17 protein-coding genes are annotated in these 22,640 nt (G+C 72.1%); 7 read left to right on the forward strand and 10 right to left on the reverse strand.

Translation table 11 applies throughout. From position 1 onward, the window contains the following. The first annotated feature begins 203 nt into the window (after positions 1 to 203). Positions 204 to 1,835, forward strand: a complete 1,632-nt coding sequence (locus tag ACIOGZ_RS26155; RefSeq protein ID WP_363586264.1) for a carbohydrate binding domain-containing protein — start codon at positions 204 to 206, stop codon at positions 1,833 to 1,835. A 144-nt stretch (positions 1,836 to 1,979) separates the two neighbouring features. Here ACIOGZ_RS26155 and ACIOGZ_RS26160 read toward each other — a convergent pair whose 3' ends face one another. Beyond that, on the reverse strand, positions 1,980 to 2,618 hold the full coding sequence (locus ACIOGZ_RS26160) for a hypothetical protein (protein ID WP_363586265.1): 639 nt from the start codon (positions 2,616 to 2,618) through the stop codon (positions 1,980 to 1,982). Positions 2,619 to 3,258: 640 nt separating this feature from the next. Between ACIOGZ_RS26160 and ACIOGZ_RS26165 the strand changes: the two genes are divergently transcribed. The 3 genes from ACIOGZ_RS26165 to ACIOGZ_RS26175 are packed head-to-tail and all read left to right on the forward strand — an operon-like array spanning position 3,259 to position 6,344. After that, a complete protein-coding gene (locus ACIOGZ_RS26165; RefSeq protein ID WP_400987549.1) occupies positions 3,259 to 3,639 on the forward strand; it encodes a hypothetical protein in 381 nt (126 codons plus the stop codon). A gap of 59 nt (positions 3,640 to 3,698) precedes the next feature. Then, a complete protein-coding gene (locus ACIOGZ_RS26170; RefSeq protein ID WP_363632989.1) occupies positions 3,699 to 4,916 on the forward strand; it encodes a phosphatidylserine decarboxylase in 1,218 nt (405 codons plus the stop codon). 27 nt (positions 4,917 to 4,943) lie between these two features. Further along, on the forward strand, positions 4,944 to 6,344 hold the full coding sequence (locus ACIOGZ_RS26175; RefSeq protein ID WP_363632991.1) for a S10 family serine carboxypeptidase-like protein: 1,401 nt from the start codon (positions 4,944 to 4,946) through the stop codon (positions 6,342 to 6,344). 118 nt (positions 6,345 to 6,462) lie between these two features. Here ACIOGZ_RS26175 and ACIOGZ_RS26180 read toward each other — a convergent pair whose 3' ends face one another. The 9 genes from ACIOGZ_RS26180 to ACIOGZ_RS26220 all read right to left on the reverse strand — a co-directional run bounded on the left by ACIOGZ_RS26180 (position 6,463) and on the right by ACIOGZ_RS26220 (position 19,556). After that, on the reverse strand, positions 6,463 to 7,653 hold the full coding sequence (locus ACIOGZ_RS26180; protein ID WP_400987551.1) for a hypothetical protein: 1,191 nt from the start codon (positions 7,651 to 7,653) through the stop codon (positions 6,463 to 6,465). 123 nt (positions 7,654 to 7,776) lie between these two features. Further along, on the reverse strand, positions 7,777 to 9,141 hold the full coding sequence (locus tag ACIOGZ_RS26185; RefSeq protein ID WP_363586270.1) for a sugar porter family MFS transporter: 1,365 nt from the start codon (positions 9,139 to 9,141) through the stop codon (positions 7,777 to 7,779). 260 nt (positions 9,142 to 9,401) lie between these two features. After that, complete coding sequence (locus ACIOGZ_RS26190; RefSeq protein WP_400808089.1) at positions 9,402 to 10,754, reverse strand: phosphomannomutase/phosphoglucomutase; 1,353 nt, start codon at positions 10,752 to 10,754, stop codon at positions 9,402 to 9,404. A 10-nt stretch (positions 10,755 to 10,764) separates the two neighbouring features. Then, positions 10,765 to 11,955, reverse strand: a complete 1,191-nt coding sequence (locus tag ACIOGZ_RS26195; RefSeq protein ID WP_400987553.1) for a glycosyltransferase family 4 protein — start codon at positions 11,953 to 11,955, stop codon at positions 10,765 to 10,767. 8 nt (positions 11,956 to 11,963) lie between these two features. Further along, on the reverse strand, positions 11,964 to 12,695 hold the full coding sequence (locus tag ACIOGZ_RS26200) for an NDP-sugar synthase (RefSeq protein WP_363586273.1): 732 nt from the start codon (positions 12,693 to 12,695) through the stop codon (positions 11,964 to 11,966). An 11-nt stretch (positions 12,696 to 12,706) separates the two neighbouring features. Further along, on the reverse strand, positions 12,707 to 13,690 hold the full coding sequence (locus ACIOGZ_RS26205) for an NAD-dependent epimerase/dehydratase family protein (RefSeq protein ID WP_400987555.1): 984 nt from the start codon (positions 13,688 to 13,690) through the stop codon (positions 12,707 to 12,709). 283 nt (positions 13,691 to 13,973) lie between these two features. Then, positions 13,974 to 15,029, reverse strand: coding sequence for a hypothetical protein (locus ACIOGZ_RS26210; RefSeq protein WP_363586275.1), 1,056 nt, complete (start codon positions 15,027 to 15,029; stop codon positions 13,974 to 13,976). Between the two features lie 503 nt (positions 15,030 to 15,532). Then, positions 15,533 to 16,942: a hypothetical protein gene (locus ACIOGZ_RS26215; protein ID WP_400987557.1), complete on the reverse strand. Its 1,410-nt coding sequence runs from the start codon at positions 16,940 to 16,942 to the stop codon at positions 15,533 to 15,535. A 358-nt stretch (positions 16,943 to 17,300) separates the two neighbouring features. Beyond that, complete coding sequence (locus ACIOGZ_RS26220; protein WP_363633004.1) at positions 17,301 to 19,556, reverse strand: RICIN domain-containing protein; 2,256 nt, start codon at positions 19,554 to 19,556, stop codon at positions 17,301 to 17,303. A gap of 242 nt (positions 19,557 to 19,798) precedes the next feature. On the opposite strand from ACIOGZ_RS26220, the gene ACIOGZ_RS26225 reads away from it, so the two are divergent. From ACIOGZ_RS26225 to ACIOGZ_RS26235, 3 genes are read left to right on the forward strand one after another with little or no spacing between them, the layout of a single operon-like run. Then, a complete protein-coding gene (locus ACIOGZ_RS26225; RefSeq protein ID WP_363586278.1) occupies positions 19,799 to 20,686 on the forward strand; it encodes an SIS domain-containing protein in 888 nt (295 codons plus the stop codon). Next, the gene (locus ACIOGZ_RS26230; protein ID WP_363586279.1) at positions 20,683 to 21,675 is read left to right on the forward strand and encodes an ROK family protein; all 993 of its coding nucleotides are present in this window, start codon (positions 20,683 to 20,685) and stop codon (positions 21,673 to 21,675) included. Before ACIOGZ_RS26225 ends, ACIOGZ_RS26230 begins: the two co-directional genes overlap by 4 nt. After that, positions 21,672 to 22,622, forward strand: coding sequence for a hexose kinase (locus tag ACIOGZ_RS26235; RefSeq protein ID WP_363586280.1), 951 nt, complete (start codon positions 21,672 to 21,674; stop codon positions 22,620 to 22,622). The genes ACIOGZ_RS26230 and ACIOGZ_RS26235 overlap by 4 nt, the downstream gene beginning before the upstream one ends. The last annotated feature ends 18 nt before the right edge of the window (positions 22,623 to 22,640 follow it).

The raw sequence follows: 22,640 nt of genomic DNA on the forward strand, positions 1-22,640 counted from the left end.
GCGCCCCCACGCGTCGGTCATGTCCATGACGTTCGGCGGGAAGGGAACGCAGCATGTTCCGTCGAAGGTCGCGTACTCCACGTCCGTCGGGCGATGTCCGACCCTGTCCGGATCCCGGCCGCCCCGAAGGCGACCCGGCCGGGAGCGAGCCGCTCCGGACCCCTCGCCCGCAGCCGCGGGCGGGCGTGGAACGCACGGCGCAGGTGAACCGGACCAGCCGTGCCCAGCACGGGCCGAGCGTCCTGCGGCGCTCCCTCGCCGGGGTGAGCGCCGTCGCCGTCATCGGTGCCGGCGTCGCCGCGGCCGGCTCCGTCACGGCCGGGGCCGCCACCCCCAACCTGGTGGCCAACCCCGGCTTCGAGAGCGGACTCTCCGGCTGGACCTGCTCCGGCGGCTCCGGCGCGGTCGTCAGCAGTCCGGTCCACTCCGGGGCCGCCGCGCTCAAGGCCACGCCGACCGGCCCGGACAGCGCCCAGTGCAGCCAGACCGTCAGCGTGCAGCCCAACTCCCAGTACACGCTGAGCGCCTACGTCCAGGGCAGCTACGTCTACCTGGGCGCCACCGGCACCGGCGCCGGCAGCGACCCGTCCACCTGGACGCCGAGCAGTGCGGCGTACAGCCAGCTCAGCGTCGGCTTCACCACGGGGCCGAACACCACCTCGGTGACCGTCTACCTGCACGGCTGGTACGGGCAGCCCGCGTACTACGCGGACGACGTGTCGCTCACCGGCCCCGGCGGCAGCAGCCCCACGCCGACGACCCCTCCGCCCACGACTCCTCCGCCCACCACCCCGCCGCCGACGACCCCTCCGCCGACCACTCCGCCGCCCACGACTCCTCCGCCCACCACCCCGCCGCCGACCACCCCGGCGCCGGGTGACACGTGCCCCACGAAGCCCAAGCCGTCGGGCAAGGTCCTCCAGGGATACTGGGAGAACTGGGACGGCGCCGCGAACGGCGTCCACCCCGGCATGGGCTGGGTCCCCATCACGGACAGCCGGATCGCCGCACACGGCTACAACGTCATCAACGCCGCCTTCCCGGTGATCCTCTCGGACGGCACCGTCCAGTGGCAGGACGGCATGGACGCCAACGTCAAGGTCTCGACCCCCGCCGAGATGTGCCAGGCCAAGGCGGCCGGGGCGACGATCCTGATGTCGATCGGCGGTGCCGCCGCAGGCATCGACCTGAGCTCCAGCACCGTCGCCGACCGGTTCGTGGCGACCGTCGTCCCGATCCTCAAGAAGTACAACTTCGACGGGATCGACATCGACATCGAGACCGGCCTGTCCGGAAGCGGCAGCATCGGCACGCTGTCCGCCTCCCAGGCCAACCTGATGCGCATCATCGACGGCGTGCTGGCGCAGATGCCCGCGGGCTTCGGCCTGACGATGGCCCCCGAAACCGCGTACGTGACCGGCGGGAGCGTCACCTACGGCTCGATCTGGGGCGCCTACCTGCCGATCGTCAAGAAGTACGCCGACAACGGGCAACTGTGGTGGCTGAACATGCAGTACTACAACGGCAGCATGTACGGCTGCTCCGGCGACTCCTACCAGGCCGGCACCGTGCAGGGCTTCACCGCGCAGACCACCTGCCTGAACAACGGCCTGACCATCCAGGGCACCACCGTCAAGGTGCCCTACGACAAGCAGGTGCCCGGCCTGCCGGCCCAGCCCGGCGCGGGCGGCGGCTACATGGACCCGGGCCTGGTCGGCCAGTCGTGGAACGCGTTCGGCGGTTCGCTGAAGGGGCTCATGACGTGGTCGCTCAACTGGGACGGCTCGAAGGGATGGAGCTTCGGCGACAACGTGAAGTCCCTCCAGGGTCGTTGATCACCCGCTGACGTCCTGCTGACGTCCTGCTGGCGTCCTGCTGGCGTCCTGCTGACGTCCCGCCGGCTTCCCGTGCACCGGTGCACGGGAAGCCGGCGGGACGTCGGGCGTTGCCCGGCCGGGGTGTGCCCGGTAGCGCTGGGCTCAGTAGCGCTGGGCCTTCACCACGACCGGGACCAGGGCCAGGTCGGCCGGCTGGCGGCTGAAGGCGATCGGACTGGCCTTCCCGCCCGGGGCCAGGTTCTCGGCGCCGACGATCGCCGAGTCGACGGCGTGGCCCGACGCATCGGTGAAGTCCACCTGGACCGCGTAGGACGCGGCCTCGCGGGTGCTGTTGACGATGGTCACGACGGCGGCGTGGAGGCCGCCGGTGGTGGATCGCGGCACGCCGGTCAGGGTGATGTCGGAGGTGGCGTTGCCGGGGCCCTCCACGGTCTTGAGCACCTCGGTCGCCTTCGCCCGGTTCTGCGCGGCCTGCGCGTCCGCCGATGCCTCGAACGCCGAGGCGGCGGCCGCCGCCGAGGCCGAGCGCGCGGACGCCGCGGCCGAGGCCGACTCCAGCGCGGAGGCGAAGGCGGAGGGCGGCTCCCCGGAGAAGCTCGACGGGTTGGGCGCCTCCGACAGCGTCGCCCCCGCCGCGTTCGTCGGCGTCGCGGGCCCGGACGAGCTCCCGGATGAGCACGACGCCACGAGGAGGACGGCCGTTCCTGCCGCCGCGGCCAGGGCGCCCACTCTTCGCGGCAGCCGGGGGCCGCCGCCCTGGCTGGTGTACAGCGTACGCATCACGCACAACCCTCCGGTCATCCCGTCATCCGCTCGGCCGTCGGTGGGCACGTGCAAGCCCGCAGCCGCCCGGTTCGTGCTCTCCATGCTTTGTTCTGCACGCCCGGACCACGAGCGGTGCTGGGCCGTCCGGACGGCACGGAGCGATTCCAGCGGTCGGCGGCGGCCGGGCGACCCGCCGCCCGCGCCTGTCGGCACCAGCAGCAGCCGCCCGGGGGAGGCCGGCGCGAGGGCCGGGCGCAGCCGCAGCGCGAGCGGACCGCCGAGCACCGTCCCGGCGCCGGGGAAGCCGAGCAAGGGGCCCGGAAGGCCGTAGGCGTTCGGGCGGAGCCGGTCCGCCCGGATGTAGCCCGGTCGGGTTGAGCGGGGAATCGGCCGGTTCCGGGGAGGGTACGGAGTAGCGGACTTCGAAGCGGCGCCGGAATCGGCGGAGAGGTCAGGAGAACGCGGACGAGGGCGAAACCGCCGGATTCCGAGGAAAGCACCCGTAGTTGACGTTCCGTCCTACCGCCGCCGGCCATCGCGCGCGGTGTGGGCGGCTGTTGTGTGTCGTCCCCCTCGCGGCCTGTGTCGTGTGACTGTTCCCCCTTCCCCGCCGTGGCGCCCCCTCTGTTCCCTCCCCACGAAACCGGAGTACTGCATGCGTGTGCGAACGATGTTCGCCGCCTCCCTGGCCTGCGCCCTCCCGATCACCGGACTGACCGCCGCAGGCGGCGCCGCTGCCGCACAGTCGGTGAACGCGCAGCCGGTGAACGCGCAGCCCGTGCGGGCCGCGGCGGCCGTTCCCGACGACTGCCCGCCGCCGCCCGACGTCACCGATTCGCCGATGGCTGGAAAGTATTACTGCTCCCAGGAGAGATTCGGGTCGGCGGCCATCCCGAACGACGAGCAGGAGTGGCTCGACCCGGACCTCGCGCCCGCAGGGCTCGAGGGCGGCTACAAGGTCAACAACCTCATCGCCAAGGGCTACCTCAGCGAACTCCCGGCAGAGCGGTGCAACGTCACCCCCACCGGTTCCTGACCGGCCCGCATCGCCCGAAAGGGCCGGGCTCGACACTTCCATCAGAAGGAGACAACGCAATGGCGAACCAAGAAGAGCCGTACTCGAACGACCTGGACGAGCTGCTCGCGAAGGTCAGGCGGTGGTACCAGGAGGACCACGAGGGCTTCAGGACCATGTATGACGCCACGGTCAAGCACGTGGTGCCGTACCCGGCCGACACCCCGGAGCGGGTGCAGTGCGACTGGAAGGACCAGAACGTCGACTTCCTGTGTACCTTCCTCACGGAGTGGTACAACTCGCAGCCCGGGCTCCACGAAGGGCTGGACTACATCGAGAAGTTCAGCTGGATCAACTACGAGAACGACTACGGCATGGTCTTCGTGACCAGCGGCCCGGGGCGCAAGATCCTCGCGGACTTCACGCACCTGCAAGGCCTGCAGATGGACTCGCCGGAGTCGAAGGTGCTCATCAAGAAGTGGCGCGACCAACTCGGCCGACACATGGAGGACTTCCAGGAGCCCGAGGGTGGCTGGAAGAACTTCAACGAGTTCTTCGCCCGGGAACTCAAGGACCCGTCGCGGCGGCCGATCGACGCCAGGACCGACAAGAGCGTGGTGGTCGCCCCGGCCGACTGCGTCATCAACATGATCGTCGACGACCTGACCGAGAACACGCCGATCCCGGTCAAGACGGTGACCATGAACGTCAGGCAGCTGCTCGACGACTCCGACTACGCCCAGAGGTTCATCGGCGGCACGGCGGTGTCGTGCATCCTGATGCCCGACGGCTACCACTGGTACCACACCCCGGTGGCGGGCGAAGTGGTCGAGGCCCGCGACCTCGTCCCCGGTGTCTACTACGGGATGCGGGACTTCCCCGAACTGCTCAACAAGGGGAACGTCGGCTACGGCTACGACTACGAGATGTTCGACGACTTCCGCCGGGGATACCTCGTCTACCGCACGGACTACCTGGACGCCAACGGACGCAAGGCCGGCGAGGGGTACGTCGGGCAGGTGATCGTCGGTCTCAACTCGATCGCCTCCGTCAACTTCGAGGAGAAGTTCCGGGGTTCGCTCGACGAGCCGGTCAAGGTGGACAAGGGCGAGCGCGTCGGGAACTTCATGTACGGCGGCTCGCTGAACATCCTGCTGTTCGAGAAGAACCGCTTCCCCGCGCTGCAACTGCTCCAGGGCCAGCGCATCGGCGTCCTGGAGCAGGTGGAACGGACCGAAGGGCTGTTCACCGGCCTCTACCACACGCCGTCCCGGCGCCGCCGCCCCCTGGCTCCCTGAGCCCGCTGCCGAACGGACGGTGAAACCATGCCCTCAGACCTCGTCACCTCGATTCCGGCGAACATCCCCAACACCCTGCGCATCGACTTCCACACCGAGGACACCAAGAAGGTCCGCTCGTACGCCGGACACGTGCACCTCGACAGCACCGAGCACCGGCACCCGCAGAAGAAGAACCACCTGTTCTACTGGTTCTTCGAGAGCCAGACCTGCAACCCCCACGTCGCCGTCCACGACCAGCAGGAGCTGATCAGCCGGACGCCCCTGCTGATCTGGCTCAACGGCGGCCCCGGCGCCTCCTCGCTGCTCGGGCTGTTCCTGGAGAACGGACCGCTGTCCATCGGCGACGACGCCGCCGGAACGGTGTCGGTCTCGCCCCACAGCTGGAACCAGGAAGCGCACGTCGTCTTCTGGGACCAGCCCATCGGCACCGGGTACAGCTACGCCGACGACGCCCTGGAGTACGTCCGGGACGAGGAGGCCCTCGGCCGGATGTTCTGCGACGCCCTCCAGGGGTTCCTCGACGCGCACCCGGAGTACGCGCAGTGCCCGCTGTACGTCTGCGGCGAGAGCTACGCCGGCAAGTACGTGCCGGCGATCGCGCTGGAGATCGACGCGCGGAACACGGAGAACGCGGGCGGGCGCATCAACTTGCAGGGCATCGCCGTCGGCAACGGCTGGATCAAGCCCGAGCTGTCACTGCGCGTCCTGATCGACTACGCCTACGCGGCCGGCTTCCTCGGCATCAGCCAGAAGGAAGCCCTGGAGAAGTCCTACCAGGACTTCAAGAGCACCCTCGACGCGGGAGACCTGGAGGGGGCCACCGAACTCGGCAACGACCTGGTGGCCACGACCCTGGCCTACGGCGGGAACTTCGACGTCTACGACGTGCGGCGCTGGGACGACCTGTCGATGGGGGCGCTGCGCACCTATCTGAACAGCGCGGACGTGAAGGAGGCCCTGCACGTCCCGCCGAACGTCACCTGGCAGTGCGCCGACAACGAGGGTCCGGTGGCGGAAGCGCTGGTGCGGGACAACATGGCGGACTGCACCGGGCAGTACGCCCAGATCATCGAAAGGGGATACCGGACCCTGCTCTACACCGGGAACTTCGACGCCGCCTGCGGGTACCGGAGCACCGAGGAGATCCTGGACGACCTCATGACACGAGAGGGCGAGCAGGCGGAGTGGCGCAACGCTCCCCGGCTGGTCTGGACGCAGGCCCAGGGGAACCCGAAGGGATTCGTCCGCCGCCACGGCAACCTGACGCAGGTCAGCGTGCCCGACTCCGGACACCAGGTGCCGGCGTACCAGCCGGAGATCTGCCGGGAGCTGCTCTACAACTGGCTCTTCGAACGCCCCTTCCCCGGTTACGACCCGCAGCAGGCGCGCAAGCAGAGCGGCGACGGCGGCCTGCGCAGAGGCTGACCGCACCGTCGGGGTCGCCCCTGCCCCCGCTCCCCGCTGCTCGGGGGGCGGGGGCGGCGGAGCCGGCCGCACGACTCGGGCGGTCGCCCGCCGTCCCCGGCGGGGCGGTGAGGTGCGGTCAGAGGAGCCGGTCGCGGTGGCGGGCGGCGGTTTCGCGGACGAGACGGGCGAAGTTCTCGCGGCTGTGGTGCCGGTGCTGTTCGGCCCGTTCGTCGTCCAGGTCCGCGTCGTCCGGGCCCGCGTCGGCCAAGCCTGCGTCATCGGTGCCGAGGTGCTCTTCGTCGAGGTCGTCGTACTCGGTGTGGAGGACCCAGCAGCCGTGGATGCCGGCGAGGAGGTCTTCGAGGAGGTCGCGGGCGGGGCGCCTGGGGTCGAGGGGGGTGAGGCGCAGGCCGGTGTCCTCCGGGTCGGTCTCCTCGTCGTCGGTGTAGTCCTCGGTGTAGTCGTCGAGGGCCCCGTCGAGGTCTTCGAGTTGTTCGCGCAGGCCGGCGGGGTCGGGGAGGAGGCCGTCGGCGATGTGGAGGGCGTGGCGGACGAGGCCGGTGACGGCGTCGTGGGGGGTGTGGCCGGCGTCGAGGAGTTCGAGGACGAGGGTGGGGGTCTGGTGCGGGAGGTCCTCGATGCTGTCGGCTTCGAGCAGGACGGCGGTGGCGTCGTGGCCGGAGGCGCCGGCGGCGACCTCGGCCGCGGCGGCGAGCCAGTGCGCGGCCGCGACGGCGGCGGCGGTCGGGTCGATGTCGGAGAAGAGGGCGAGGGAGCCGAAGGGGTTCTGCTCCAGCAGGTGGTCGGCGGCGGCGACCTGGACGGGGGAGGCGTCCTCGCGGCTGAGCAGGACGGCCTGCTGGGCGCGGCCGGTGAGGTTGCCGAGTTCGGCGCTCTCGACGGCGGTGAGTTCGGTGACGGTCTCGGCGAGGACGGCCTTCGTCAACTCGGCTTCGTCGAGGGCGTGCAGGGCGCGGCCGGCCTGGTGGGCGGATTCCAGCAGGGGGCTGTAGGAGACGGTGAGCAGGCCGCCGTGGGGCAGGTTCGGCGCGGCCACGGCTTCGGCGACCTCGCTGAAGGTGTCGCGTTCCTGCTCGCGGCGCCAGCCTTCGGTGTCGGGTTCGAGGGAGCCGGCGGCGCTGGCGGGGTGGGTGTAGGTGCGCCAGGCCGCCTCCGACAGGCGGGTCAGCGCGCCGGCCAGGCGCAGGAGCGTGGCGCCGGCCGCGTCGGCCGGGAGGGCGGTGATCCGGGTGGCGAGGTCGCCTTCGCCGGTTCCCCAGGTGGCGATGAGCTCGTGCCGGTTCGGGTCGACGCTGTAGCGGGTCATGATGCCTACCTTCGGGGACGCGCGGCTGATTGCTCGGCTGACGGCAATTCTGGCGCATCGTCAGGTGGCGGCGGGTGAAGCCCAGCCCGGGCGCGAGCGCAGGAGCCTCGCGCCCGGTCCCGTTCACAGCAGCAGACGGCCGCGGGTTTCGGGCATCCAGCGGGCCAGGGCCAGGGCGGACGCCGCGCTGATCGCCGCGTACACACCGAACGCCCCGCCGAGCGACAGCTCCTGCACGAGGGGGAGGAACGTGGTCGCCACGACGAAGTCGGTTCCCCAGTGGGCCGCGGTGGCCAGACTCATCAGGACTCCGCGGGCACCCGCCGGGTAGATCTCGGCGATGTAGACCCAGAAGACGGCAGCAGGGCCCACCGCTCCCGCCATGATGAAGACGCACAGCAGCGCTGCGGTCGGCGCCCCCGTGTGCCCGAGCGGCTGTGCCACCGCGATGCCGACGGCCGCGACCGCCATGACCAGCAGCCCTCCGATCATCGTCTTCCGGCGGCCGACCCGGTCGAGCAGGGCGATGGTGACGACGGTGGCGGCCACGTTGCACAGTCCGACCAGGACAGCTCCCCGGATGCCTCCGGCAGCGGTCATGCCGCTTCCGCCCAGGATGGTCGGCACGTAGTAGATCGCGGTGTTCAGACCGGTCAGATGGACCAGGACGGCGATCGCCAGTCCCAGCGCGACCCAGCGGGGACCGGCCAGCGCGCAGGCCTGCCGGAGGCTCGCAGCGGGGGCGGCGGTGGGCCGTGCGACGGTTGCGGTCGCGGGGCCGGCGGTGGGCCGTGCGGCGGTCGCCGTCGCGGGGCGGCCACCGGGGCGGGCGGCTGTGCCGCCCGGGGCGGGCGGGGACAGGCGCCGGGCGGCGCTCGCCGCCCGGGCGGTGTCTCCCCTGGAGTGCAGCCAGTCCGGCGACTCGGGCACCAGGCACATGCCGGCCATCAGCACGCACGCGGGCAGGAGCCCGAGAGCGAGCATCCAGCGCCAGGCCCCCGCGGGTTCCAGGAGATAGGCCACCACGTAGGACAGCAGGAGCCCGATCGTGATCATGAGTTGGTTCAGTGTGACGAGCGCGCCGCGTCGGGCGGGCGGAGAGATCTCGGAGATGTACAGCGGGACCGCGAACGAGACGGCCCCCAGGGCGAGTCCGACGAGGAACCGCCCGGTGAGGAGCGCGGTGGAGCCCGAGGCCGCCGCCGAAGCCGCCGTTCCGAGGGCGTACACGGCCGCGGCGGCGCCGATGACCGGTCGGCGCCCGAACCTGTCCGCCAGCCGCCCGCTGGTGAGGGCGGTGAGCGCCGCGCCGAGGAGGGCGGCCGACACGACCGCCCCCTGCTGCCACGACGACAGGGCGAAGGTGGTGGCGACCAGCCGCAGGACTCCGGCGATCACCCCGATTCCGTAGCCGAACAGCAGCCCTCCGACGGAGGCGACGCCCACGGTCAACAGCCGCGCGGTGCCCGGGGGGACGGGCGCCGTCATGGCGAGACCCCTGCGCCGCCGTCGACATGGTCATAGGACGGGGCCAAGCCCATGGGATGCCCTTCTTCGAAGTGCCGTAGGCAGGGGTGGGGCGAGGCCGGGTCAGGCCGCCGGGAATCCGCCGCCCACGCCGATGACCGCCCCGCCCCCGGGCACCGAGCCGAGATGATCACCCGCTTCGCAATCCGGGAGCAGACTACCGGCGTCACCGGCCGACCGGCCGCAACCTGAGCACGCCCCGACGCACCGTCAGAAACGTCTTATGGTCGGATCAACGCGAGGACCTCGTCCCGGAGGTGCTCCATGGTCTCCTGGTCGTGCGCCTCCACGTTGACCCGAAGGACCGGTTCGGTGTTCGAGGGGCGCAGGTTGAAACGACTTCCGCCCGGCAGGCCGACCGTCAGACCGTCGAGCCGGTCCGTGGTCACCCCGGCCCGGTGCCGGTAGCGCTCCTCCACCTCCCGGATCGTGGCCGGGACGTCGGCGACGACGCAGTTGAGTTCACCGGACAGCGCGAAGCGACTGTGCGCGGCGATCACGGCGGACAGCGGCCGGTCCTGTCCGCCGAGGGCGGCCAACACGTGGAGCGCGGCGAGCATGCCGCTGTCGGCACGCCAGAAGTCCCTGAAGAAGTAGTGCCCGGAGTGCTCTCCGCCGAACACGGCGTTGTGCTGCGCCATGAGCGCCTTGACGTGGGAGTGCCCCACGCGGGACCGGAAGGGGCGTCCGCCGTGGCGGCGGATGCTCCGCACCGTGGCCTCCGCGGTGATCAGGTTGTACACGATGGCCGAGCCGGGGTGCCGTGCCAGCTCCCGGCCTGCGATCAGGCTGATGACGGCGGACGGCGAGACCGGCTGACCGCCTTCGTCGACGAAGAAGCAGCGGTCGGCGTCACCGTCGAAGGCGAGTCCGATGTCGGCCCCCTGCCTGCGGACCTCGGCCTGGAGGTCGACGAGGTTCCTGGGGTCGATGGGGTTGGCCTCGTGGTGGGGGAACGTGCCGTCGAGTTCGAAGTAGAGCGGGACGAGGTCGACGGGCAGGCCCGCGAAGACCTCCGGGGCGGTCAGGCCGGCCATGCCGTTGCCCGCGTCGGCGACGACCCTGAGGGGCCGGATCCCGGTGAGGTCGACGAGCTGCCGCAGGTGTGCCGCGTACTCCTTGAGGAGTGGTCTTTCCGTACGGGTGCCGCGGGACGCGGCGGGTGCGGCGCGTTCCCCCGCGACGAGCCAATCGCGGATCCGGCCGAGGCCCGTGTTCTCCCCCAGGGGGGCCGCGCCGCTCAGGCACAGCTTGATGCCGTTGTCCTTCGCGGGGTTGTGGCTGGCGGTGATCATGGCGCCGGGAAGTCCGAGCGATCCACTGGCGTAGTAGAGGTAGTCGGTGGAGCCGAGCCCGGCGTCGATGACGTCGGCACCGGCCCGGCGGGCGCCGTCGCTGAACGCCCGCACCAGCATGGCCGAGGAAGGGCGCATGTCTCTGGCCACCACCACCTGCGGGGCGTTGGTGAAGCGGATGAACAGGCCGCCGATGCGTTCCGCGACCTCGCCGTCGAGTTCGGCGGGGACTTCCCCGCGGATGTCGTAGGCCTTGACCAGTCGCGCGTAGTCGGACACGGTCACCCCTTCACGAGGTCGGGGCCGCGGACGCCGACTGCCGGCGACGCGCCATGGCCACCCGGTAGCCGTCCAGGGTGTCCGCGACCATCCTGCGGCTGCTGAACTCCCGTTCCGCCGTGGTGTACGCGTTGGCCGCGAGCTCGGCGGCCAACGCCTCGTCGGTGAGCACCCGCAGTATCCCTTCGGCCAGTGCGGGCGGGTCGGCCGCCGGCACGAGCAGGCCGTCGACGCCGTCGGTGATGACGTCGCTGATGCCGATGACGCGGGTGCCGACGACGGGCTTGCCGGCGCGCATCGCCTCGACCACGCTGAACGGAAGTCCCTCCGCCAGGGAGGGCTGGACCACCAGATCCGCCGCAGCGTAGACGGCGGGCATCGTCTCGGCCCCGAAGTCCTGGCGGAGAGTGACCAGTTCTGCCACACCGCCGCGTTCGAGCCGGTCCCACACGCTCTTCTCGTACGCGTAGTCCGAGACCCTCCCCGACAGGAGCACCCGCACCTCGGGCAACTCCGCCGCGACCAGGGGCAGTGCCGCGGCCAGGTCGAGCTGGGCCTTGCGGGCGGACATCCGGCCCGGGAGGACGACCAGCCGGTGGTCGGGGGCGACGCCGAGTTCGGCGCGCAGCGCGGAGCGCAGGTTCCGGGCCACGTCGTCCGGCGGGGCGTCGGGAACGCCGTTGTGGACGAGCCTGATGCGGTCGGCTGGGGCGCCGAAGCGGGCGGCGCGCTCGGCGAAGAAGCGGCTGGGGACGAAGTGCATGTCGACGGGGAGGGTCTGGTACGACAGGCGGCACCGGCCACGGCCGAACCGCTCCAGGTCGGGGTTCTGCTCGTGCAGCGAGCACACCAGTGCGGCGTCCGTTTCGAGCGCCACGATGCTCGCGAGGATCAGCGTCTCATGGCTGTTGGCGTGGACGACGTCGAAGCTCTCGCCCTGGAGCACGGCCCCGAGTTCGTCGAGGACGGAGTACTGCATCTGCCGCCATCTCACCTTGTCCCGCGCGTCCACGCGGTCCGCGAAGTCGCGCAGCCGCACGACCCGCCCCGCGTCCTCCTCGCGGTCCCCGGGCAGGTGGTCCAGCCACGACCCGTCGGTCGCGATGACGACGTCGTGGCCGTCGGCCACCAGCCCTTCGCACAACAGCCGGGCATAGGTCTCGGCCCCGCCGTGCAGGGGTTCGTAACTGGAGGTCAGCATCAGGACTTTCATCGGTCCGCCCTTTCGGTGAGCCAGGGAATGAGCCCACGGCCGGCGTCCTCGCCGGCCTCGCGCAGCGAATCGGGAGTGCCCACGTCCCGCCAGTAGCCGGTGAGCCGGTGCGCCCCCACGCGTTCGCCGGCGGCCATCAGCGCGGGGGCGAGTTCCCTGGCGTAGTCGTAGACGACGTCCTCGGGGATGTGCGCGATGACGCGGGGGTCCAGGCAGTAGACCCCGGCGCTGATCCAGTGCGTCTCGTCGTCGGGGACGTCGGGCTTCTCCCGGGCGCCGCGGATCCGACCACCGGGGTCGATGTCCAGCACGCCGTAGCGGCGGGCCTGCCGGATCCGCGTACAGGCGAACGTCAGGGCGTACCCTCCGCGCGTGTGCGCGTCGACGAGCCGTTGGAGCGGCTCGCCCATGATGACGTCGCAGGACGTGACGAGCACGGCGTCGAAGGCGGCCAGTTCCTCGTGGAACAGCCGCAGCGCCCCGGCGGGCCCGGTGAGGCGGGGCTCGGTCCGGGCGTGGACGGGCACCTTCACCGTGGTGCCGTCGAGGAAGCGAAGGACCTGCTCGGCCTGGTAGTGCAGATTGAGGTAGACGTCCGTGACGTCGGTCTCGGCACACCGGTCCAGCAGGTGTCCCAGCAGCGGCTTGCCCGCCAGGGGCAGGAGCGGCTTGGGCGTCCGGGCGGTGAGTGCTCCCATCCGGCTGCCGCGCCCGGCTGCCAGGATCATCCCCGCCAGCCTCATCCGGTCTGCCCCGCCTCGGCGGAGTCCGTCTTCTGGAGGGGGCGTGCGGTCAGCCAGGACACGACGGAGTCGACCCCGTCCTCCAGCGTCGTCCCGGCGGTCCAGCCCAGCTGGGCCTGGGCGCGGGAGGGATCCAGGCACCCCCTGCGCACTTCTCCCGCCAGCGGCGGCCCGAAGCGGGGCGGCAGCGAACGGCCGGTCCGCTTCTCGACCGCCTGATGGATGTCCAGGACCGAACTCTCCTGGCCCTTACCGATGTTGATCAGACCGTGCCCCTGGTCCATGGCCCGCACGAACGCATCGGCCACGTCGCTCACATGCACGTAGTCGCGGGTCTGCAGGCCGTCCCCGTTGATGACGCAGGTCTGCCCGGAGAGCATGCGCTGCGCGAAGATGGAGACGACTCCCGCCTCACCGAACGGGGTCTGGCGGGGGCCGAAGACGTTGCCGAGGGCGAGCGCGACGTAGTCCAGGCCGTAGGTCTCGTGGTAGAGGCGCAGGTAGTCGACGGCGACGGACTTGGTCAGCCCGTAGAAGGAGCTGGGCATCCGGCCCGCGGACTCCTTGATGGGCACCCCGTCCTCACCGGCGGGCCCGTAGATCGTCCCGCCGCTGGAGGCGAACACGACCTTGCGGCTCCGGCTGCGCCGCGCCGCTTCGAGCATCCGGACCAGGCCGATGACGTTGACCTGGGCGTCCAGCAGGGGATCCCGCATCGACACCTTCACGCTGAACTGTGCGGCCAGCAGCAGCAGCACCTCGGGCGCGAAGGCCTCCACCGCGGCCGCGGTGGACTCGTCGACCACGTCGGCCGTGAGAACGCTCAACTCGGGCCAACGGGCCTCGCTCTCGGCGAGATTGGCCCGATCGCCGGTGGAGAAGTCGTCCACCACCAGGACGCGGTGTCCCTGTGCACACAACCGGTCGACGATGTGCGAGCCGATGAACCCGCCGCCACCCGTGACGACAACCTTGCTCATGCCTTGGTCTCCTCTCGTGGTTCGCCAATGTGGTTCACATCCGGATCCGCCGGATCACGCCGGCGGATCACGCCGGCGGATCCGCGTAGCCGCACCGCAGCCGGACGTCGTCCTGGAGGATGCGCGGGCCGTCGGCTGCCGGGGACACGACCGGGATCGCCGCGGTGGCGGCGGCCGTGTCCCCGGCCCGCACGACACGGTCGGGGAAGTGGCCGGGGCGCGACGCCCGAGTGGCCGTGAGTTCCTCTCCCGATGTCTTCCTGACTTTCGGCCCTCCAGGCCCTTACGCGGCGCCCTTCTTGATGCGGTATCCGATCGCCGTCACGGGGTTGTCGACGAACATGCGGTGAACCGCCGTGTCATCGAATCCGATGGAGAGAATGTTCTGCCGCTGCTGCTCATAACCGCTCGACCCCGCTGCCACGGCCCCGTCGTCACGCAGCCACAGCGGATTGTGGTCACTCCGGGAAAGCGGCTCCTGAGCCATCGTGGCGACCTCGGTGTGGTCGGTCAGCGCGATGAGGCGGTCCACGCCCAGGTATTCGACGGTGCGCCGGCAGATTTCGAGGTCGACGTGGTACCCGTCGAAGTTGATGCACGGGTACAGGAGGGACTCGCGTGCGGAGCGCAGCATTTCGGCTGGAACAGGGCCGAGCAGTTCCCGGAGGTCGGTCTCGTTCCAGTCGGGATCGAGCACCCGCCGCAGTTCGACTTCGCGGTTGACCCGCTCCTGCGGCGTGCGCCAGGAATGCGTGAAGTTCCGCGGGGTGTCGTTGTACAGATGGTCGGTCAGGACCAGGTACGGGGAGGAGTCGTAGCGGCTGTGCAGGAATTCGAGCACTTCCCGCAGTCGGACGGCGCTGCGCTCGGGCGCCTCTCGGTGGAAGTGCCCCACGGCGATCCGGAGCCCCTGCTCGTAGAAGCTGGTGAGCAGGTCGGCGAAGGTGGGACCGGCGTCGATGCGCTCGTCCAGGGCCATGGCGTCGGGCGCCATCACGATGTAGCGCAGGCCGAGCGGGCCGAGGGACGCGATGACGTCCCACTCCTTCGCCGACGGGAACCACCGTCCGGCCCGCGGTATCCCTCCCTGCGGCCCGAGCAGCGGGCCCTCGATCGCGAAACCGGCGATGTTGGGAACTGCGTTCGCCTGTTCGAGCCGGTGGTACTCCTGGAGGACCTCCACCAGGCGGGGGAGATTCTCCCGCCGCAGGTAGACGGTCGGCAGAATTCCGTACTCACGGGATTCCGCAGCCTTCTGGACCTCGGGGAGGTCCTCGGGCGAGATGGTCGAGAAATCGAAGTCATCGATTCCGTGGAAGTGGTAGAGAAGGGCCTTCACTTTTACCCTCGTTCCGTCTCGGACTATTCCTTGGACGGTTGGATTGGGTGCCGTCTCCACAGCTACGGCTATCGACTTCCTGAGGCTTTTCTCATTGTCACGATCGACCTCACGAGTCGTCGCCTGGAGCAGCACGTCCTGCTGCACGCTCCGTGGACTGGCCTGCGGATAACACGGCAGTGCCAAAAGAACGGAGACTGTACGTACAAGCATCCGTCGCCCGAGGGGTGATGAAAACAGAATCCTCGACAGTGTCCTGAAGTCACTGCGGCCTGGCGCACCTTGGTGCCTTGACAGTGGCCTTACAATTCGGGGTAAGTATGTGGTGATTATGTGCTGGCGACGCCGGGCGGCACGGTTTTCGCCCGGGGGCTGTTACGGGTGTTGCCGTTGTTCCTCCCCGCCGGATCATGCTTTTCGCGGCCGGGATGACCGGTGATCTGGGCCTTCACCGGCGGATTCCGGAACCCGCCTGGTCAGCACCCGTAACAGCCCGTCCGGCGTCAGTGCGTGAGGAGCCGGCGGAGGAAGACGTCCGGGGCGTGGTTGGTGTCGCCGGGGACGAGGGTGCCGTCCTCGGAGGTGAACAGCACGGCGCTGCCGGAGGCGTCGGTGTACGGGTTGTCCGAGGTGCCGGTGCTCGCGGTGCCGTCCGCGGCCGCGCCGGCGAGTTCGACGGCTCCGGTGGCGAGGTCGCGGCGGAACACGTTCTGCTGCCCGCCGTCGACGCCGGGGACGAGGTTGCCGGCGTCGGAGACGAAGTAGACCCAGCGGTCGTCGTAGGACATGGTGCCGCGGCCGGCGGAGCCGACCGTGGTGGTGCCGGGTAGCGGGGTGGTCACCCTGGTCACGGTGCCGGTGCGCAGGTCGCGGGTGTAGAGCTCCTGGTGGCGGCCGAGGATCGGCCCGCCGGGCGCGTCGAGGGTGTAGACGGCGTACCGTCCGTCGGGGCTGAGGGTGGCGTCCAGGCCGGTGTTGGCGAGCAGGCCGGCGGGGTCGGTGCTCGCGCCGCTGATCACCCCGGTGTGCTGGTCGAACACGTAGAAGGGGTAGGAGGCGTGCCCGAGGATCGCGGGGGAGTCCCCGTGGTCCGTGTGGTCCTCGGGAGCGGTGGGGGCTGTGGGGGCTGCGGGGCTCTGGGTGGGAGCCGGGAGCAGGTTGTACGCGCGGGACTTGAAGCCGATGACGCGGCCGTCGGCGCTGATCGAGGGCAGGTAGGAGTCGCCGTTGCCCGGTTTGCCGTTCACCCCGAGGGTGACCAGGCGGGTGGTGCCCTCCCGGCGGTCGGTGACGTAGATGTTCTCCTTGGTGAACGTGCCGACCGGCGCGAGGTCGGTCCGGGAGGAGGAGAAGGCCACGAAGCGGCCGTCCCAACTGGCCACCGCATCACGGGAGATGCGGCCGTCCTGGCCGGTGGCCGCCGGGTCGCCGGCGGTGATCAGCTCGGTGACGCCGTCCCGGAGGTCGCGGAGGTAGACCTCCCCGCCGCTGTTGGCCCGGTGGCCGGGGAGCACATTGGTGGCCTTGGTGTTGAACGCGACGAAGCGGCCGTCGCCGCTGATCGACGCCTGGGTGGTGGGGGCGTCGAGCTGGGCGCCGTCCGCGCCGACGCTGACGCGTTGGGTGCGGCCGGTGTGCAGGTCCCGGACGAAGACGTCCGTCGCCCCGTTGGTGTCGCCGGGCACCAGGTTGGTCGCGTCCGAGGAGAACAGCGCGTAGCGGCCGTCGGCGCTCAGCCCCAGGGCGGCGGACGCGCCGTCCGGCTGGGTGCCGTCGAGGCCGACGCTCACCCGGACGATCCCGCCCGTGCGCGGATGCGCTTCGGCGGCTGGTGCGGCGAGGCCGGCCAGTACGGCGGCGAGCAGGGCGCAGCCGCCGCGCAGCAGTCCGCGCCGGGGTCGTGTGGTGGTCATGAGGTGGGGTCCTCCCCTTGGTGGGTGACGACGGCGCGGGCGGGGGGCCCCCGGGGGGGGGGGCCGGCCCGGGGGGGGGGGGGGGGGGGGGGGGGGGGGGCGCGGGGGGGGGGGGGCGGGGCGGGCGGGGCGGGGGGGGCGGGGGGGCGCCCGGGCGGGGGGGGGCCCCCCCCCCCCGCAACTGGTTGGGGAGAGCCAAACGCCCAGCGGCCCGGAGGTCAACGGGCCCGCCTCCGCACTGGCCGATTCTCGCCAACTAACCGAGGGGGAAGGGATATTGGGTGCTGCCGGGCGGTAGCGGAAGGTGCGGGGCCGGCGTGCCCGGCCCCGGCTCCCGGCCGGGGTTAGGGGCGGGTGGTCAGTTGACGGTCCAGACCTGGAGTTGCGAGCCGGTGTCGGGCTGTTGGGTGGTCCGGGCGCCGTCGGCGGTGGACGCGGTGGTGAGGAGCAGGCCGCTCTTCTGGGAGGTGATCCGGTAGCCGCCGGCGGCCGGGGTGAGCTGCCAGCGCTGGTTGCCGCCGCCGGTGCAGGCCCACTGGATCACCTTGGCGCCGGCGGAGGTGGAGCCGCCGTCGACGTCCATGCACAGGTGCGACTCGCCGTTGGCGATCTGGTAGCTGCCGTCCGCCTGCCGGGTGAACATCCAGGTCTGGTTCGGGCCGCCGTTGGGGGCCCAGGTGACCAGTTGGGTGCCCTGGGCGGTGGAGTGGCCGGGGTCGTCGAGGGCCTTGCCGGCGGCGGTCAGGGTGTGGGTGCCGTCCAACGGGGGGTTGGGCGCGGTGCCGGTGGCGGTCAGGGTGAGGGTCTGCTCGCCGGGGCCGCGGGTGCCGCCGACGGGGTTGCCGGTGGTGTCGGCCCAGCTGCGGGTGGGGGTGGTCTCGGTGGACCGGCTGTTGGTGGAGGAGAGGCCGAGGACGAGTCCGCTGTAGCGGTTGACCAGCTTGAACGTGCCGGTGGCGGTTCCGTCGGCGGACTTCCCGGGGATGACGAACCACTGCTGGCCGACGGTGGGCCCGCCCGGGCCGGCGGCGGTGGCGGTGGGGCGGGCGCCCCAGGCGCGGCCGGCGGTGGCGGTGGAGTCGACGCCGAGCAGGCGGCCGGTGGCGGCGTTGGCGATCCGGTAGGAGCCGTCGCCGTTGGTGGTGAAGCTCCAGGCCTCCAGGTCGGAGCCGGTGCCGGCGGCCAGCGAGGTGGTGGCCGGGCCGCCGGCGACCTGGGCGAGGAGCCGGCCGTCGGCGTTGCCGATCCGGTAGTTCCTGCCGGGGTCGACGGGGGGAGCGGCGGGCGCGGAGCCGTTGATCGTCACGTCCACGTACTCGCCGGACGCGCCGTTGGAGCAGCCGAAGGCGCAGTACGAGCGGAAGGTCCTGCCGACGACGGTGCTGTTGGTGCGGTTGGCGCTGTCGAGGAACCAGCGGTACCAGGACGCGGTGTGGTAGCCGCCGGTGTCGCCGATCGGCACCCACTTCTGGCTGGCGAGGTCGGCGGTGGCGTAGTACTGCTGGGGCGCCGAGCCGCTCTGGTCGACGGCCTGCGGCTCGGCGATGTACAGCCCGAGGTAGGCGTTGTAGGTGATGTCCATGACGAACAGCGGTGAGGTGGGGGGCATCGTGCCGGCGGCGACCTGCTGGGCCACGGTGCCGGTGTTCGCCGGGTCGTACTCGTCGGCGACCGGGGTGTAGCCGGTGGGGTGCGCGGAGTCGGCGGGCACCAGGTTGCTCTCCTGGCCGCCGGTGCCGGGCTGCGACCACGCGCCGTCGTACCACTTCTGCCACGAGTCGGGTGCCATCTTGGCGGCGATCGGGGCCCGGGCCACGTGTTCGTGGAAGGCCTTCCAGCTGCCGCCCTTGTCGACGATCCGCGAGCCGTAGAAGACGTAGAAGTAGCCCGAGGCCGTGTCGACGAAGAGGCGTTGGTCGCCGTCCCCGTAGTCGAAGGTCTGGTTCGGGAAGGCCGCGGTGTCGCCCCGCTGGGTGCTGTAGGGCGAGGTGATGGCGTGGTCCTTGATGGTCCACGTCCGGCCCTGGTCGCTGGAGACGGCGTAGTCGATGGCGTCGAAGTGGAGGCCGTCGCCGAAGGGTTGCGGGGTGAACTCGTTGTGCACCAGCCCGTACCAGTCGCCGGTGTCCGGGTCGACCCAGATGCCGGAGAGGTCGCAGTAGTTCTTCTGGGCGTAGCCCGACCCGGCGGGCGCGGAGGTCGAGGTCAGGCCGGTGGGGCTGTTGTTGCAGCGCCAGGTGGTGTCGTTGTTGCGGTCCTGGGGGTTGGCGGGGTTGACGGCGTTGCTGAGCGCGCTCGACCGGGTGGCGGAGTCGAAGTCCGTGCCGGTGAAGAAGTCCCAGTACCGCGGGTCGTTCGCGCCGTAGAGCGCGGCGGACTGCTGGAAGTAGAAGGTGCCGTCCTTGTCGGTGTACGGGACGGCGGGGGTGTCGGTGGGGTGGGCGTAGCCGACCGGCTTGCCGACGCTCACGGTGTACGGGGCGGTTGACGGGGCGCCGGCCGGGGCGGCTGACGGTTCGGGGGCGGCCGACGCGGACGGGGCGAGGCCCGCGCTCAGCGCCAGGAGCGCGGGGGCGAGGACGGCGGCGAGTGCTCTGCGGGGTGGGGCGGACACGAGGTCTCCTTCGGTGCTGCACCGTCGGGGCGGGGGTGGGCGGTGCTTCTCGGGCCCGCCGGTCGTCGTTGGGGGCGCGACCGCCGAGGCCGGCGATGGCATGCAGTATCCGGCCCTCTTGCGCGCAACTGTCAACACCTCTGAGCAACAAATTGCGCAGACGGGTTCCATGGAGTGCTTGAAGATGCTTGAATCTGGCCAGAAAGAAGCAGGTATCAGCAACTATTTCATGGAGGTGGCCGATGGCGACCCATGTCGAGGCCGAGATCGCCAGCCAGCCGGACTGCTGGCGCCGCGCTGCGGAAGTCGCCGCGGCGGAGTGCACGGCGCTGCCGGAAGCCGGTGAACGGGTCGCGGTGATCGGCTGCGGGACCTCGCTGTTCATGGGCCAGGCGTACGCCGCCATGCGGGAGTCGAGCGGACAGGGCGTCACGGACGCCTTCGCCGCCTCCGAGTTCCCGGGCGTCCGCTCGTACGACCGCGTGATCGCGCTGACCCGCTCCGGCACCACGACCGAGGTCCTGGCCCTGCTGGAGCGGGTGCGCGGAAAGGTCCGCACCGCGGCCGTCACCGCCGACCCGCGGACGCCGGTGATGACCGCGGCCGACGACATCGCCGTGCTGGACTTCGCCGACGAGCGGTCCGTGGTGCAGACCAGGTTCGCCACCACGGCGCTCACCCTGCTGCGGGCCCACCTGGGCCTGCACACCGAGGCGGTGGAGGCCGACGGCCGGGCGGCCCTGGCGGAGCCGCTGCCCGAAGGCCTGGTGGACTGCACCCAGTTCACCTTCCTCGGCACCGGCTGGACGGTCGGGCTGGCGAACGAGGCCGGCCTCAAGCTGCGCGAGGCCGCGCTCGCCTGGAGCGAGGCGTACCCGGCGATGGAGTACCGGCACGGCCCGATCAGCATCGCCGCGCCGTCCACCGCCACCTGGATGCTGGGCGCCGCACCGGCGGGCCTGGCCGAGCAGGTCCGGGGCACCGGCGCCCGCTGGATCGAGGGCCGGCTCGACCCGCTCGCGGAACTGGTGCGCGTCCACCGGCTGGCCGCCGCGCTGGCCGCCGCGAAGGGCCTGGACCCGGACCAGCCGCGCAACCTGACCCGGTCCGTGGTGCTCGCCGACTCATGACCGATCAGCCTCGGCTCACGACCGGCCGGCGTCAGCCCGTGCCCGACCGGCGTCTGGTCGTCGCCGTGGACGTCGGCGGCACCGGCATCAAGGCAGCCCTGCTGGACCGGGAGGCGGCCGTCCGGCACCAGGTGCGGCGCGCCACCGGGCGCGAACGGGGCCCGGAGGCCGTCGTGGCCACCGTCGTCGACCTGGTCGCGGACGTGCGGCGGGAGGCCGGGCGGCAGGGCGCGGAGGTCGACGCCGTCGGCCTGGCCGTTCCCGGCATCGTCGACGAGGCCACGGGGACGGGCGTGTACTCCGCCACGATCGGCTGGCGGGACGTCCCGTTCCGGGAGCTCGTCGCCGAGCGCACCGGCCTGCCCGTGGCCGTCACCCACGACGTGCGCGCCGGCGGCGTGGCCGAGGCCCGGCTCGGAGCCGGGCGCGGCGAGGAGCGCTTCCTGTTCGTCCCGGTCGGCACGAGCATCGCCGCCGCTGTCATGACCGGCGGCCGCGCCCTGCCCGGCGCGCACCACCGGGCCGGGGAGATCGGCCACCTCGTGGTGCGCCCGGGCGGGGAACCGTGCGCCTGCGGGGCCCGGGGCTGCGCCGAGACCTACGCCTCGGCGGCCGCCGTGGCGCGGCGCTACACCGAGGCCACCGGCCGGCCGGCCCCCGCACCGGAGGTGGCGCGGCTGGCCGCCGAGGGGGACCGGGCGGCCGGCGCCGTCTGGCAGGAGGCGGTCGACGCCCTGGCCGACGCCCTGCTGACGGCCGTCCTGGTGCTGGACCCGCCGCTGGTCGTCCTGGGCGGGGGCCTCGCCGAGTCCGGCGACCTGCTGCTCGCCCCGCTGGCCGCCGCGCTGGCCGCCCGCGCCCGGATCCAGGTCGCGCCGCGCCTGGTGCCCGCCGCGCTCGGGGACCGGGCCGGCTGCCTGGGCGCCGGACTGCGCGCCCTGGACGCGGCGGCCGGCCGCGCGGCCCCGGAAGGGAGCCCGGCGCCGTGATCGTCACCGTGACCCCGAACCCCGCCCTGGACATCACCTACGGCGTGCCGGCGCTGCGCCCGCACACCAGCCACCGGGTGGCCTCCGTCCACGAACAGGCCGGCGGCAAGGGCGTGAACGTGGCCCGGGTCCTGCACGGCCTCGGCCGGCCCACCACCGCCGTCCTGCCGCTCGGCGGGCCCACCGGCGCGGTGCTGCGGGCCGACCTCGACCGGGCCGGCATCGCCTGCCTGGGCGTTCCGCTCGCCGCCGGCACGTCGACCCGGCGCACTGTCGCCGTGGTCGACGCCGTCGACGCCACCGTGCTGAACGAGCCCGGACCGGAACTCTCCGCCGAGGACTGGACGGCCCTGCGCACCGCCGTCCGCAGCCTGCTCCCCACCGCCCGGGCCCTGGTGCTGTCCGGGAGCCTGCCGCCGGGCCTGCCGGGCGACGCCTACGCGGACCTGGTCCGCCTCGCCCACGCGCAGGGCGTGCCGGTCGTCCTGGACGCCGACGGCACCGCGCTCACCGGGGCACTGGCGGCCGGGCCCACGGCCGTCAAGCCGAACGCGGTCGAACTGCGCCGCGCCACCGGCATCGCCGACCCGCTCCGCGCGGCACACGCCCTCGTCGACGCCGGCGCCCGGGCGGTGGTCGCCTCGCTCGGCCCCGACGGACTCCTCGCCGTCACCCCGGACGGCAGCTGGTGGGCCCGCCTGCCCCCGGAGGCCGACGTGCGGGGGAACCCGACCGGCGCGGGGGACGCGGCGGTCGCGGCGCTGGCCGCGGCCCTCGCCGACCGTGCGCCGTGGCCGGCGGCGCTGGCCCACGCGGTGGCCCTGTCGGCCGCCGCCGTCCAGGCCCCGTACGCCGGCCGGTTCGACCCGCAGGCCTACCGCGGCCACCTCCCGCTGGTCCGGGTCACCCCGGCCGCACCCTCCGCGGGCTCAGCCCCTTCCGACTGAACAGCCCCACCCGACAGG

The sequence above is a fragment of the Kitasatospora sp. NPDC088160 genome, from assembly GCF_044741445.1.
Taxonomy (GTDB): domain Bacteria; phylum Actinomycetota; class Actinomycetes; order Streptomycetales; family Streptomycetaceae; genus Kitasatospora.